This is a genomic window from Paraburkholderia acidisoli (assembly GCF_009789675.1).
Classification (GTDB): Bacteria; Pseudomonadota; Gammaproteobacteria; order Burkholderiales; family Burkholderiaceae; genus Paraburkholderia; species Paraburkholderia acidisoli.
This window is the reverse complement of sequence record NZ_CP046915.1, coordinates 1,118,487-1,131,655: the sequence shown is the minus strand read 5'-3', so window position 1 is coordinate 1,131,655 and position 13,169 is coordinate 1,118,487. Positions and strand designations below refer to the sequence as shown.

At 63.7% G+C, this 13,169-nt stretch carries 13 protein-coding genes; 7 read left to right on the top strand and 6 right to left on the bottom strand.

The genetic code is table 11. The features are described from left to right. The first annotated feature begins 14 nt into the window (after nucleotides 1-14). Both FAZ98_RS27235 and FAZ98_RS27230 read left to right on the top strand, forming a co-directional pair. The gene (locus FAZ98_RS27235; protein WP_158955894.1) at nucleotides 15-752 is read left to right on the top strand and encodes a response regulator; all 738 of its coding nucleotides are present in this window, start codon (nucleotides 15-17) and stop codon (nucleotides 750-752) included. Between the two features lie 12 nt (nucleotides 753-764). Beyond that, nucleotides 765-2,033 carry an ATP-binding protein gene (locus FAZ98_RS27230; protein ID WP_158955892.1) on the top strand — a complete coding sequence of 423 codons (1,269 nt, stop codon included), beginning with the start codon at nucleotides 765-767 and terminating at the stop codon, nucleotides 2,031-2,033. Nucleotides 2,034-2,090: 57 nt separating this feature from the next. Here FAZ98_RS27230 and FAZ98_RS27225 read toward each other — a convergent pair whose 3' ends face one another. Next, nucleotides 2,091-3,029: a tyrosine-protein phosphatase gene (locus tag FAZ98_RS27225; protein ID WP_158955890.1), complete on the bottom strand. Its 939-nt coding sequence runs from the start codon at nucleotides 3,027-3,029 to the stop codon at nucleotides 2,091-2,093. A gap of 445 nt (nucleotides 3,030-3,474) precedes the next feature. Here FAZ98_RS27225 and flhC point away from each other — a divergent pair, with 445 nt between their 5' ends. After that, the gene (flhC, locus tag FAZ98_RS27220) at nucleotides 3,475-4,053 is read left to right on the top strand and encodes a flagellar transcriptional regulator FlhC (RefSeq protein ID WP_158955888.1); all 579 of its coding nucleotides are present in this window, start codon (nucleotides 3,475-3,477) and stop codon (nucleotides 4,051-4,053) included. A gap of 16 nt (nucleotides 4,054-4,069) precedes the next feature. Here flhC and FAZ98_RS27215 read toward each other — a convergent pair whose 3' ends face one another. Continuing rightward, nucleotides 4,070-4,423 carry a hypothetical protein gene (locus tag FAZ98_RS27215; RefSeq protein WP_158955886.1) on the bottom strand — a complete coding sequence of 118 codons (354 nt, stop codon included), beginning with the start codon at nucleotides 4,421-4,423 and terminating at the stop codon, nucleotides 4,070-4,072. A gap of 117 nt (nucleotides 4,424-4,540) precedes the next feature. Between FAZ98_RS27215 and FAZ98_RS27210 the strand changes: the two genes are divergently transcribed. Next, nucleotides 4,541-5,116, top strand: coding sequence for a hypothetical protein (locus tag FAZ98_RS27210; protein WP_158955884.1), 576 nt, complete (start codon nucleotides 4,541-4,543; stop codon nucleotides 5,114-5,116). Between the two features lie 70 nt (nucleotides 5,117-5,186). Here the strand turns inward: FAZ98_RS27210 and FAZ98_RS27205 are convergent, their stop codons facing one another. The 4 genes from FAZ98_RS27205 to FAZ98_RS27190 all read right to left on the bottom strand — a co-directional run bounded on the left by FAZ98_RS27205 (nucleotide 5,187) and on the right by FAZ98_RS27190 (nucleotide 9,719). Beyond that, complete coding sequence (locus tag FAZ98_RS27205) at nucleotides 5,187-6,899, bottom strand: ABC transporter permease (protein ID WP_158955882.1); 1,713 nt, start codon at nucleotides 6,897-6,899, stop codon at nucleotides 5,187-5,189. Continuing rightward, the gene (locus FAZ98_RS27200; RefSeq protein WP_407672129.1) at nucleotides 6,899-7,801 is read right to left on the bottom strand and encodes an ABC transporter substrate-binding protein; all 903 of its coding nucleotides are present in this window, start codon (nucleotides 7,799-7,801) and stop codon (nucleotides 6,899-6,901) included. Before FAZ98_RS27200 ends, FAZ98_RS27205 begins: the two co-directional genes overlap by 1 nt. A 76-nt stretch (nucleotides 7,802-7,877) precedes the next feature. Then, the gene (locus tag FAZ98_RS27195; RefSeq protein ID WP_158955877.1) at nucleotides 7,878-8,558 is read right to left on the bottom strand and encodes an ABC transporter ATP-binding protein; all 681 of its coding nucleotides are present in this window, start codon (nucleotides 8,556-8,558) and stop codon (nucleotides 7,878-7,880) included. Nucleotides 8,559-8,567: 9 nt separating this feature from the next. Further along, entirely contained in the window at nucleotides 8,568-9,719 is a 1,152-nt protein-coding gene (locus tag FAZ98_RS27190) for a porin (protein WP_158955875.1), read from the bottom strand. 838 nt (nucleotides 9,720-10,557) lie between these two features. Between FAZ98_RS27190 and FAZ98_RS27185 the strand changes: the two genes are divergently transcribed. From FAZ98_RS27185 to FAZ98_RS27175, 3 genes are read left to right on the top strand one after another with little or no spacing between them, the layout of a single operon-like run. Beyond that, the gene (locus tag FAZ98_RS27185) at nucleotides 10,558-11,295 is read left to right on the top strand and encodes a YjbE family putative metal transport protein (RefSeq protein ID WP_158955873.1); all 738 of its coding nucleotides are present in this window, start codon (nucleotides 10,558-10,560) and stop codon (nucleotides 11,293-11,295) included. Between the two features lie 9 nt (nucleotides 11,296-11,304). Beyond that, nucleotides 11,305-12,498, top strand: coding sequence for a hypothetical protein (locus FAZ98_RS27180; protein ID WP_158955871.1), 1,194 nt, complete (start codon nucleotides 11,305-11,307; stop codon nucleotides 12,496-12,498). A gap of 15 nt (nucleotides 12,499-12,513) precedes the next feature. Then, the gene (locus FAZ98_RS27175) at nucleotides 12,514-13,152 is read left to right on the top strand and encodes a TerD family protein (RefSeq protein ID WP_158955869.1); all 639 of its coding nucleotides are present in this window, start codon (nucleotides 12,514-12,516) and stop codon (nucleotides 13,150-13,152) included. Nucleotides 13,153-13,169 lie beyond the last annotated feature (17 nt).

The window sequence follows — 13,169 nt, the reverse complement described above, 5'->3', positions numbered from 1 at the left end:
AATAAAATGGCGTAATGAGTCCACACGTTCTCATCGTCGACGACGATCCGGTCGTGCGCGATCTCCTCTCCCGCTTCTTGCGAACCAACGGTTTCGAAGTCTCCGTGCTTCATGACGGTACGCACCTTTGCGAACGTCTCGAACGCGAACGGCCTTCGGTGATCGTGCTCGACGTCATGATGCCCGGCACCGACGGCCTGCGCGCGCTCGCCTCGCTGCGCGCGAAAGGCGACGACATTCCGGTGATCTTCGCCTCGGCGCGCGCCGAAGTGCCCGACCGCATCGCGGGCCTCGCACTGGGTGCCGACGACTACGTCGCCAAGCCCTTCGACGTGCAAGAGCTGCTGTTGCGCATTCAAACCGTGCTGCGCCGTCGTGGCGCGGCACCCGCCGCCGCGCCCGAGGCCCGCGAAAGCTGCCGCTTCGGGCCGTTCGAACTCGACTTCGCCTCACGCGCCCTGCTGCGCGACGGTGCGCGCGTGCCGCTGCGCGACAGCGAGTTCGTGCTGCTCAAAGTGTTCACGTGCCACCCGTATCGCGTGCTCTCACGCGTGCTGATCCACGATCTGCTCTATGCCGACGGCCTCGAATACCACGAGCGCAGCCTCGACGTGCCGATCTGGCGCCTGCGCCGCGTGATCGAAGACGATCCTTCGCAGCCGCGCTTCGTGCAAACCGTGCGCGGCAAGGGCTACGTGTTCGTGCCGCTCGGCGACCGGCAAGTCGATGGCAACACCGCGCCGCCCGCCTGATTTCCCGCACGCATGAACAATCCGTTGAATACGCTGTTCGGGCGGATGGCGTTGATTTCCGCGCTGGTGCTGTTCGCCATTCAGGCGTGCTGGTTCGTCGTTTTCGCCCCGCAGCCGCGCCGTCATGAGCTGGAAGGCTTCGAGCGCGGCCTGCTGCTCATGCTGCACACGGCCACCAATGCGGCGCCCAACGAACTCGAACTCGCGCCCGCGTTGCGCGTGCATCTCGTGCCCACGTGGAATATGCCCGTCGACGTGAAGCTCGAAGTGCCGCAGCGCGAGCCGCTCGCGGACCTGCGCAAGCAACTGCTGCGCGACTTGCCGCCCGGCACCGAAATTCTCGCGGACATGCGTCATCACGAAGCGCTATGGGTGCGTTTCGCGGGCCGTCCCACGTGGATCGTCGCGCCCGTCGATCTGCCGCCCGTGCCGAACCTGCTCCCGCAGTTCGGCTCGGTGCTCGCTATCTCGTTGCTGCTCGCCTTGCTGGCGATGTGGCAGATGCAACGCCCGCTCTCGCTCGTGTCGCAAACGGCGCGTGCCTTTGGCTCGGGGAATCGTCCCGCGCCCGTGAAAGTGCACGGTCCGCGCGAATTGCGCGAGTTGATCGGCGAATTCAACGTGATGATGAAGCAGCTCAACGACGCCGACGACGATCAGGCCGTCATGCTCGCGGGCGTCGCGCACGACCTCAAGTCGCCGCTCACGCGGCTCAAATTGCGCGCGAGCATGCTCGCTTCCGAACGCGAGCGCGAGCAATTCACGCGCGAAGTGGATTCGCTCAACGACATCGTGCAGCAGTTTCTGGAATTCGCGCGCCAGCGGCCGGAAAACGGCCCCGAAGTCGCGGTGGATACTTTACTGAGCGAGCAGTTCGTTTCCGAGTCCGCCGACGAAGACGACCCGCACTCGCTATTCAAACTCGACCTCCGAGCCGGACCGGACTTCCGTTTGCCGCGTACGCTGCTCGACCGGCTGGTGTCGAATCTCGTCGACAACGCGCTCGAACACGGCGTGCCGCCCGTGGACATCGCCACGCGCCGCGACGGCGCGCAATGGATCATCGAGGTGCGCGATCACGGTCCCGGCATTCCCGCCGAACGCGTGGCGGCCGCGATCAAACCATTCGTGCGCCTCGACGAAGCGCGCGGCGGCGAAGGTCATTGCGGGCTGGGTCTCGCGATCGTCACGCGGCTCGTGCGCAACCAGGGTGGCCGCTGCGAATTGACCAATCATCCCGAAGGCGGCCTGCGCGTGATCATCGCGCTGCCGGCCGATTGAAGAGATTGACGCGATTGAAACGATTAACGCGCTTCAGGCGCGCGAGGCATGCGTGAGTTACGCGAGTAATTGCGCGCGCAGCGCGTTCACGGTCGTCGACGACAAGCCGAGCCCCGCACTCAAATAGCGATTGAGATCGCCGAAATTAGTCTGCAATGCGTCGAAGGCCGTTTGCAGATAACTCGCCTGCACCGGTGGCGCGACGTTGAGCGTGTCGGCGCTGGTCGAGCGCCATGCATTCGTCAGCAGAAAGTCGGCCACGACGATTTCGAGCGGCACGTTCGCGATCAGCAGCAGCAACGCACTCGCCCATCCCACCACGTCCACGCCCGTGCCGCCGCAAATGAGGCGCGGCCCCGGCGCTTCCGCAATGTGTTCGAGCAACGCGCCATAGGCGTTGCATTGCGCGCGGCCCGTGACGAAGTTACGCCACTGCCATTGCATGGCCGCGTCCAGTTCGCCGGCCTGCATATTCGCGAACGAAGGCGGCGCGAGCGTGCCCAGCACGTTGAGCGCGAGGCTGTTGGCGGTGCCCGGCGCGCCGAGCGGCGTGTTGCCCGCCTCGCCCGGCGTGCGCAGATCGTAGATATAGGTGAGCGCCATGTGCTCGAGCGTGGTGGCGTCGTCGGCGTTGGGCGTGAGCGTGTCCGACCGGTAGATCTGTGCGCGCTTCACGTGGCCGCCGTCGGAAGTGGAATAGCCCGGTGCCGCGCCACCGATGTCGCGAAAGTTCGCCACCGAATGCATCACGGGCGTGGGCGCGTCCTGCACGCCGCCCTCGCCCGTGTATTCCCCGCCGCACGCGCTCAGGAGCGGGCTCGCGCCGCCCAGCGCGAGCACGCTCACCGTCCCCTTGAGCAGACGGCGCCGCGGCAGGCTGGCCAGCCCGGCGTTGCCATGCGCGAAGCCGCCAGCCACGGAGGCGGGGCCAGGCACGGGCAAGCGCTTGCGCGCCTGCGCGAGCGAGGACGAGTAGGCGGAGAAAAGCAGATTCATCAATGGGCAACTTATGTTGGGACTCGCACACTCTGCGAGCCGCTGCAACGTCGCGCGCTGCATGCGTTCGGAAAGGCCGAAGTTTACAGTGAGATGCACCCGAAAAGGTTACCGTGCAAAACTCTGTAATAGTTCGTATTGTTTTAGGGCGCGATGCGGCATGCGGTCGCTGCCGATCGGCGCACGCCATGATAGGACGCCATTAAAACGCCGATTGAGCTTTTAAAGGGCCGTTTCAAGCCATGTCTTTCCAATTCTTTCCCGAAGATAAGGGCGCCGATAACGTTCCGCTTTCATCATTTCATTCGCTTTCACGAATACAAAAAACAGCACTTAAATTCCTGCCAATACCATCCAATTCTTCCAGAATATTATTCTTGACGCTTATTCCCGCGCTTTTATAATCGCCCGTGAAACAGGTGGAAGCCCTTGGGAGTAGCGCGTCATGTACAAAGGCAGTGTGACTGAAGAAGCGCGCGAAGTGCTGCGCGCAATCGAGCTGATTCAGCTTGGCGCACGCATGCCAGTGCTCGAAAAAGAATTGACGCTCTCGCGCAATCGTTTGATTCGCGTGTATCGCGAGCTCAAGAGTACCTCGCCCCCCAAAGGCATGTTGCCTTTCTCGGCCGACTGGTACTTCACGTGGCTGCCCAACATCCACGCCTCGCTGTTCTACAACGTCTTTCTCTTTCTCAAAGATACCGCCAAATGCAGCCGGCTCGACGCGCTCACGCGCGCCTACCGGCTCTATATCGAACATTGCGAACATTCGGATTCCGAGCGCGTTTTGAGCTTCACGCGCGCCTGGACCTTGCTGCGCTTTTTCGAAGGCGGCTTGTTGACGCTCTCGCGGTGTAACGTTTGCACCGGCCGTTTCGTGCGCCACATGAGCGACGGACACAAGCCGTTCACGTGCTCGCTGTGCGCGCCGCCGTCGCGTGCGGGCGCCACGCGTAGCGCATTGGCCGCTGCCGCAAAGGCGCCCGTGAGTTGCGCATTGCTGCCCGCCCCCAGCGACGCTTGAAGCGTCGTTCGTAACGCTATTTGGCGTCTTCGTCAGGATCGTTCAGCAAGGCGCGGATGTCGCGTGCAACCACCCGGCACAGCGCTTTGTGATCGTGACTCGAATGGTTGGCCGCGCGACGCTCGCACAATTGCGCGGCCATCTCGACGGCATGCACGTGCGCGATTTGCCAGACTTCCCATGCGATTTGCGCGCCGCTTTGGGTGTACTCGCCGTTGGGATCGCGCTCGAGACCTTCCGGCAGGCGGGCATGCGTTTGCAGATAGTGCGCGCGATACAGCGCTTCGAATACGCGTCGCGGCGAAGGCCGGCTCGAGCGCAGTTCCTCGATAGCGCGAGCGGATTGGCGAGGCGTGAAGACGTCATCCACAGGCGGTGAGAGGCGGAATATCGATAGCGGAATTGTGGCAGAGCGAGAGAAAAAACAGGCCGCGGAATATCGCGAATTTCTTTGCGTTATTCGTCGAGCCTGATTCGGCCGCGAGCAGTGAAAATCACAGTGGGCGTTATAAAAAGTCGAAAGGAATCGATCATGCAAATCGGGGGTAGTAACGGTTTCGGCAACGACGGCACCGCCGCGCGTCTGTTTAATTCGGGCACGGTGCCCGATCAGGCGACCCAGGACGCAACACGGGCGAGCGACGACACGACGAGCCTTGCGTCGGCGGCGCGGTCCCAGGACGACGCGGTCACGATCTCGCCGGAAGGCTATGCGGCCACGGCGGCGAACGATGCCGATAGCGGCGACAACGGCGATGACGACCTCGTCGTCGTGATCGACGGCGACGACGGGGCGAGCGATGCGGCCAACGCCGACTCCCCAACCGCCGCCGATGCGTCGGACGCCGCCCATGCGTCGGACGCCGCCCATGCCGCGGACGCTACAGACTCGGACCCGGAAACATCGTCCGAGGCGAACGCCCAGCCGGTGAAGTCGCTGGTCTATGGCGCGCTCGGCCTGGATCGCCCCGATCAACCGACCGATCCGAACCACGCGTATTCGGCGGGACAATGGATCGCGGCCGGCATCACGCTCGGCGGTATCGTTTCGCTGTTCATTTGAAGCGGCATTCATGCAAAAAGGGCGGTCGCAACAGCGAACCGCCCTTTTTCCTTTCCTCTACCGCTCTCGATCAACGCACCGTGTCGAACCGCTTCGTCAAGCGCGTGGCGATCGCGAGTAAGACCGCGCTGATCACGAGCATGAGCGTGCCCATCGCCATGCCGTCGCCGATGGAACCTTGCTCGAACTGCTGCCAGATGAATACCGAAGCCGTCTGCACGCCGCTCGGCGCGAGCAGCAGCGACGTGACCAGTTCGCGCGAGGCGACCGCGAACACGATCATCATCGAGGCGATGAGCGGCGGCGCGACCAGCGGCAACACGATGCGCCACAGCACACGCGCCCCGCTCGCGCCATGCACGCGCGCCGCGGCTTCGAGACTACCGCCCAACTGACGCAGCGCCGCGCTCGCATATCGCACCGGGTACGGCAACAGCAGGCACGCATACGAGAGCAGCAGAATGCCCCACGTGTTGTACGGCGTGACGGGCCAGAACGGCTGATTCCACGCGAGAATCAGTCCCACGCCCACCACGATGCCGGGCATGGCGTGCGGCAAAAGCGTAAGACCGTCGAGCGCGGCGCGGCCAGGCAACTTCGTTTTCACGAGCACCCATGCGGCCACGAAACCGAGCACGCCGGTGAGTGCCGCCGTGCCGCCCGCGAGCGCGAGGCTCGTTACGAGCGCACTCGCGCCGTCGCCGTCGGACGCGATCGCACTGAAGTGCGCGAGCGTGAAGTTCGACGCATGCAAGCCGCCCGACAACGTGCCGACGAACGCCGTGGCGACGATCGTCGCGATGGGTGCGATCGTCGTGCAAAACGCCACCGCGCCGAACAACAATACGAGCGCGATACGCCAGCGGCCGGGCTCGAACGGCTCGCTTGCCACGGGCTTGCCCGTTTGCGTGTCGAAGTCGCGGCCCGCGAGCAGGCGACGCTGCGCGAAGAACGCGATCAGCGCGGTTACGGCGAGCAACGCCGAGAGCACGGACGCGCCGGGCAAATCGATCGGCCAGTCGGAGAAGCGCGCTTCGATCGACGTGACCAGCAAGCTGAAGCCCGCGCGCGCACCGAGTGCGGACGGAATGCCGAACTCCTCGATCGCCATCGTGAACGCGAGCAAGGCACTCGCTGCGATCGCGGGGGCCGCGAGCGGCAGCGTAATGCGCACGAACGCGCGCCACGGCGTCGCGCCGCAAACCCGCGCGACTTGTGCGAGACGTCCGCCGCTTGCCATCAACGCGCGCGACACCGAGAAGTAGACGACCGGAAACACGCTCAACGTCATCGCGAACGTGACGCCCGTGAACGAAAACAGAAAGCCGCCGAGATCGAAGCCCGCGAGTTGCGCGAGATAACCGTTACGCTGGAGCAGCAACATCCAGCCGAGCGCGCCGAGATACGGCGGAATCAGGAACGGCGCGAGAAACAGCAGGTCCCAGAGCCGCGCGAACGGCAGCCGCGTGAGGCCGCGCAGCGCACCGAGCGGCACGCCGAGCACGACGCTCGCCGCCGCCACGCTCACGCCGAAACGCAACGTGTTGGCGAGCAACGGCCACGTATCCGCTCGCGCAAGCGTGACACGTACCGCCGCGAACGGCTGCGCGAACGAGCCTTGGCCCACACCCGGAAACACCGCCTGCAACGCGACGAACGCGAGCGGCAAGGCCACCAGCACGAACAGCGTGCCGATCAGCCATGCCAGCGCGAGACCGCGTGCCACGCCGCCGCGCGGACGTGCGCGTGCCGCGGCCGGACGCCGCGCGATGACGCTGGCCATCAGTGCTCGCCGAACAGTGCGTTGAAACGCGTGAGAACCTCGGCGCGCGTCTTCTTGTTGCTACCGTCGTCCTGCGGCAAGAGCTTGAGGTCCTTGAAACGCGGACGCGGCGACTCGATGTCGTCGCGCGCCGGCATGAGCCACGCCGCCGCCACGAGTTTCTGCCCTTCGTCGGAGAGGACGTAGTCGATGAATGCGCGCGCTTCGTCCTGCACCTTTGACGACTTGAAGATCATCATCGGACGCGGCGCGATTACCGTGCCGCTCTTCGGGAAGATGACTTTCACCGACTCGCCGGTCGCGGCCGCGCCGTACGCCACATAATCCACCGCACCGAACACCGCCGACTTCGCGCCCTGCAGCACCGGGTTGATCGCCTGTGCGTTCGGCCCGAGCACGACCATGCCGTTCTTGTGCAGCCCGTCGAACAGCGTCCACGCCGATTCGCCGAGTCGATCCTGCAAGCCCAGCAGCAGGTCGAGCGAGGCGCCGGAGAGCGCCGGGTTCGGGGTCGTGACCTGATCGCGATACGCGGGCGCCGCGAGATCGCTCCAATCCTGCGGTTCCGGCTTGCCCGTGCGCGTATTCCAGACGATACCGAGCGCCGAGATACCCTGCGCCACATAGTACGGAGTCTTGAACATCGGCGGAACGTGGACTGCGTTCGGGCTCGTGTATTGCGCGAGCCAGCCACGCTTTTCCAGATCCTGCGCGGTATCCCACGACGCCGAAATCAGCACGTCGGCGTGCGGATTGCTGGCCTCAGCTTCCACGCGCGCCATGAGCTTGCCGGTCGTCGCCTGAAAGAGATCGACCTTGATGCCCGTCTTGCGCTCGAAACCTTGCGCGAGTTTTTTGCTGAGATTGCCGGGGCCGGCGGTGTAGACAGTGAGAGCGTGCACGGATGAATTCAGCCCGAAAGCCAAAAGAAGGGAAACGACAGTTGTAGAAAGGATCTTGTGCATTGTACCGACTCCGTTAGCGGTAAACGATCTGCGCGACACGGCCGCGATCCAGCGTGACGGTCGCGTGCGCGAGCGTTTCCGCCTCGCCGCGATCGTGCGTCACGTACACGGCCGTCGCGCCGAGTTGCGCGAGCAGCGCGCGAATTTCCTCGCTGAGCGAGGCGCGCAATTCAGGGTCGAGGTTCGAAAGGGGTTCGTCGAAGAGCAGCACGCGCGGGCGCGCGACAATGGCGCGCGCGAGCGCGACGCGTTGCTGCTGGCCGCCCGAAAGCGCCGCGGGGCGCCGCCCCGCCATCTGCGCAAGACCGACGCGGGCGAGCGCCTCGGTCACGGCCCTGGCGCGCTCGGCACGCGGTACGCCGCGCATTTCGAGCGGAAACGACACGTTGCCCGCCACCGTCATGTGCGGCCAGAGTGCGTAGTCCTGAAACACCATGCCGAGGTCGCGCGCCTCGGGCGGCACGTAGCTCGTTGCATCCGCAACGGTCTGGCCGCCGAAGACGACACGCCCCTCGTCGGGACGCAGCAGGCCGGCCAGCAGCTTGAGCATCGTGCTCTTGCCGCAGCCGGACGGTCCGAGCAGCGCGAGCGTGGTCCCCGCGGGCACGTCGAGATCGATCCCGTCGAGCACGGTCTGGCCGTTGAAGCGTTGACGCAGTCCACTTACCTGGATCGCCACACTCGCACTGGTCATTCGAACTCCTTAGAACTTGTGGCGAATGCCGGCCATCAGACCGAACTGGTTCTTGCCCGCCACCACGTCGGTGCCGAAACCGTTCAGGCCGAGATTCGAGCCGTTGCGGTTCAGCACGTAGCCGAGGTTCACGTAGAGATCGGTGCGCTTCGAGAGGAAGTAATCGACGTCGGCCTGGAACGAGAACGGGTCGCGGTTGCTGCCGTAGAAGTCCTGATACATGGCCGTGCCCGAGAACGCGAGGTTCGGCTGCGCCAGCCACGTGGCGCCGAGCCAGTACAGGCTGGTCGATTCGTGCGGCGAGGTGTCGAGCGTCGTGAGATGGATCGAGTGCGACGAGAGGTAGCGATAGCCCGCATACGTCGTCACGGTCGAGAACTTGTAGCTCGCCGCAAGCGCCACGCGACGGTCCTGGTCGCCTTCGTAACCCCCTGCCTTGGTCGTGTGCGCAGCCGTGACGGTCGTGCTGCCGCCGTTCTTCTGGTCGTACACGAGGGTCGCGCTGAACGGCCCGTTCTTGTAGCGCAGACCGCCTTCGATCACGCGTGCGAAGCGCGTGTCGCCGGCCGGTTGCGCGCCGTACGTGACCGCGTCGTAGCCAAAGCTGTATTGCGCGATCGCCGAGAGACCAAAGCCGAATTGCTTTTCGTAACGCACCGTGTTGTCGAGACGGTCGGAGAACGCCGGGTCCTGCATCTTGATCGCATAGACCGCGTTCTTGAGCGGGTTGTATTCGCTCACCCAGTCGAGGAACAGGCCGCCCTGACGGCCCAGCACGAGGGTGCCGAGCTTGTCGTCGGCGATACCCACGTAGGCGAGACGGCCGAACTCGCGACCGCCTTGCAGCGAAGCGCCGGTGTTCACGTTCACGCCGCTTTCGAGCAGGAAGAATGCACGCGTGCCGCCACCGAGATCTTCGCGGCCCTGGATGCCCCAGCGCGAGCCGGACATGTCGCCGGACGTGAGGCGCGTGACGCTATGCGTCTGCCCGTTCGTGCTCGATGCGTTGTTCAGGTATTCGAGGCCGGAATCGAGAATTCCGTAGAGCGTGACGGCGGAGCCGCCAGCGTGAGGCGTTTCATCGGCGAGCGCGTAGGCAGGCAGGCTGGCGCAAACGGCCAGACAGCAGCCTACCGCCGCATTGCGGTAGGAGTGGTTCACAGGTTGTGTCCTCTTTGGGATTAAATTTGAGCCACGAATGTAAGCGGTGCTTAAGTCAACGGCGTGACAAAACGAAAGCTGGCATTGGGCCCCCGCTCGCGATTCGTGCGGCGGTTGCGCGAGTTACCCATGCCTGTTTCGTGGTGCGACCTGGCGCAACGCGCGAGCACCAACCCACTCCCAGGCAATCGAAGTCCAGTTCACTGTTTTACTGTGGCGCGCACGGAGGCATTGCGGGAAAGTCTCGAATAACTATTGGGCAATGAGTCAGCGAATGTGATGACGCAATCGTTTGCGCCAGTTTTAGAATGACAATTCCAGTTTTTCCATAGCGCGGATCTCACTCCTCGTTACGTGTTGTCCAATCTTAAGAAAACGGCTTTCAAGCTTTAAGAAAAGCTGCTAATCTAGATTTAGATAAACAAGAAGTCGGGGAACTCGCAACGTGAATACGTTCTCGTTGCGAAAAAATGCGACATGCATATAAGAAGACATTGGCAGTACGTGTTCTTCAGCAGTCAATCACCGCTTGCCGTCTGGATCGTCACGCTTTTCTCCTGCTTTGCCGGGAGGCAACGCGCGTCATACCTGCCAACTCGTTCATTCCTGAATTCACGCGAATACGGGTCCGTGAGGCCGTTTCAATACGGCGAACCCGTGACGCAATTGCGCGGTTACGCAGGATTTAAAAAGCGTATGCGTAAAGTGCGTTTGTTCGCCGCGGCTTTTGCGTTTCTCAGCGCACGCTCGCCATTCGCGACACCGCCATTAATGCGGCCGGCAATCGATTGCCGTCACTGATCTTCGCTATTCCCTTTTCTCACCACCGAGTGCCGTCATGAGCTTCCTGTCTGTGATCGACTGGAGCGCGATCAGCCGTATCGTCGTGCTCGATATCATGCTGGGCGTCGACAACGCCGTCGTCATTGCGCTGGCCTGCGCCGCACTACCCGCCGCGCTACGGCTTCGTGCCTTGTTGCTCGGCACCGCGGGCGCGGTCGTATTGCGCGCGGCGCTGCTCGGCGCGGCGAATTTCCTGATGGACATTCCGTATCTCAAGATCGCGGCAGGCGCCTATCTCCTCTACATCGGTTACAAGCTGCTGGCCTCCCAGGAAGACGACGATCCCGAGATCAAGCAGAACGACAAGGTGCTCGCAGCGGTCTGGACCATCGTCGTCGCCGATCTGATGATGAGCCTCGACAACGTGCTCGCCGTTGCGGCTGCCGCTCACACTGCCGCCGCACACAGCACGATCTACGCGATCGCGGGCGTGTGCCTGAGCATTCCGGTGATCGTGTTCGGCGCGGGCGCGCTCACGAAACTGATGGATCGATTCCCCGTCATCGTCTGGCTGGGCGGCGGTCTGCTCGGCTGGGTGGGCGTCGAAATGGCGCTCTCGGATACGTTCTTCAAGCCGTATGCCGCCGCGTTCTCCGTCGCGGTGCAAGGTCTCGAAGTGCCGGTCGCGGAAGTACTCGGTTTCGCGGCCGTGGTGCTGGCCGCGTGGGTCGCCCGCCGCCGCGCCGCACGCAAGGCCAGCGCGATCCACGTCGACGTCGACGTTACCGCCTGAGGATCGACGATGCAGCCCACCTCCTTCGGCGCGGTCGCCGCGCCGGTTGCGCCCGCGGAATCCACGCGCGACGACGCGCTCGTGCTGCCCGCGAATTTCCCGCTGACGCTGCAACCCGGGCAAATCGCGAGCCTCCGGCAACGTATCGCCGCATTCGATATCGCTTCCACGCCACAGGAGCAGATCGCCCTGCTCGGCGCCGAACCGACGCTCGCGCTGAACCGCGTGCTCGACAGCTTGCTCGCGCGCATCAACCGCGCGGAGAATCCGCAGATCTTCAAGCTGATTCCCGCGCTGGACGAAGCCGTCGCGAAAGAACGGCTCGGAGAACTGGCGGACAACATCCTCAATGCGAAACCCGGCTTGATGGACCGCCTGGTTGGCTTGTTCAACAAGAAAGCGTTGCGTCGCGCGCTGGATCGCGTCTACGAGGATCTCGAGCGCGCGGCCAGGCTCAAATCCCGCACGCTTTCCGATGTCGTCACCGACATGGAACGCAAGCTCGGTGCGGAGATGGCCACGCTCAACGAGGAGCTTCGCGAACTCGACGCGCTGAAAACGGAATATCGCACGCGCTTCGTTTCGTTCGCGGAAGAAACGGCCTTTCTGAACAGCGCGCTTGCGAAGGCGCAACGCGAGGCACCCGCGCAACGGGCGGCGGCCGGCGCCGACATTGCCCGTTGCAACGAAATCGATGACAAGCTGCAGGCGCTCGCGTCGGTGGCGCTTGCTCGCGAGACGATGATGACGCGCCTGCCTTCCGAGCAGATCGTGATTCGCCAGGTGCAGAACGCAGGCGTTTCGACACTGCAGGAAGTCATCACGACGATGGGCGACCGCTTCGCGAGCATCCGCATGACGCTGCTGACGATACATGGCAGCCAGATGGTGCAGAACGTCCAGCGGCTCGCGCAATCGGGTGCTCATCTCGACCGCAATCTGCAGGAAGTCCGCGCGCGCCTGATGGCTGGCGTGGTGGAAACGGCGGCGCATGCGCCCGGCAACAATCGCCTGGAACAGGCGCAAAGCCTCCAGCGCGTGGTGGCCGACACGCAGGCATTGCAGGCGATCGTCGACAACGCCCGCACGGCCAATCGCGCCAAATTCGAAGAAGCGCGCACCACGCTGGCCGGTGTGCGCCAGGACCTGCTCGAACTCGGCCAGAAGTTGAATCCCGCGGCGACGGTCGCGCCGCATATCTGACACGCAAGGAGTGACATGGGCTCTCTCGTTTTGAATCTGTCGAAACCGGGCGATACGGCGCAAAAGCTCGCGCTGAACCTGAGTAAAGGCGAACAGTTCAAGGTGCGGCTGTCGTGGGACGGCGACACTGACCTGGACCTGCACGCGATCGTCACCGTCAACACGGGGGATGGCGCGAAAGCCTCCAGCCTCGGCGACATTCTCTCGACCTACAACGTCAAACGCCTGATTCGCGGCCAGGATGTGGGCACGCTACCCCTCGCGCCGGATCGCACGTTCTCCATCCACGACGGTGCGCTCGTGCATAGCCCCGACGCGCGCGACGGCAGCGCGGACGGCGACGACGAATACATTCTCGTCAAGCCCGATTTGCTGACGCGCCCGAGCGCCGGTCAGATCGAAATTCCGTTGCTGGCGATGATTCATCCGCAATCGTCGAGCAAGAAGTTCAAGTCGGTCGCCAACGCGCGCGTCATCATCGAGGACAGCGACGGTCAGCAGTTGCTCGATGCCAGTCTCTCGGCCCAGTTCGGCGACTACGTCGGCGTGCAGATGGGTTCCATCGTTATCGACGCGAGTGGCGTATCGTCGTTCGTCGCGATCGCCGCCGGGTTCAACACCGACTTCAACGGCGTACTCGGTCACTTCTCCTGAGCCGCGGAAAGCTTGCA

Bases quoted from the DNA above. Each gene is read 5' to 3' on its own strand.
- FAZ98_RS27235 (WP_158955894.1), top strand. From the start codon at position 15: ATGAGTCCACACGTTCTCATCGTCGACGACGATCCGGTCGTGCGCGAT.
- FAZ98_RS27230 (WP_158955892.1), top strand. From the start codon at position 765: ATGAACAATCCGTTGAATACGCTGTTCGGGCGGATGGCGTTGATTTCC.
- FAZ98_RS27225 (WP_158955890.1), bottom strand. From the start codon at position 3,029: ATGAATCTGCTTTTCTCCGCCTACTCGTCCTCGCTCGCGCAGGCGCGC.
- flhC (WP_158955888.1), top strand. From the start codon at position 3,475: ATGTACAAAGGCAGTGTGACTGAAGAAGCGCGCGAAGTGCTGCGCGCA.
- FAZ98_RS27205 (WP_158955882.1), bottom strand. From the start codon at position 6,899: ATGGCCAGCGTCATCGCGCGGCGTCCGGCCGCGGCACGCGCACGTCCG.
- FAZ98_RS27195 (WP_158955877.1), bottom strand. From the start codon at position 8,558: ATGACCAGTGCGAGTGTGGCGATCCAGGTAAGTGGACTGCGTCAACGC.
- FAZ98_RS27185 (WP_158955873.1), top strand. From the start codon at position 10,558: ATGAGCTTCCTGTCTGTGATCGACTGGAGCGCGATCAGCCGTATCGTC.
- FAZ98_RS27180 (WP_158955871.1), top strand. From the start codon at position 11,305: ATGCAGCCCACCTCCTTCGGCGCGGTCGCCGCGCCGGTTGCGCCCGCG.
- FAZ98_RS27175 (WP_158955869.1), top strand. From the start codon at position 12,514: ATGGGCTCTCTCGTTTTGAATCTGTCGAAACCGGGCGATACGGCGCAA.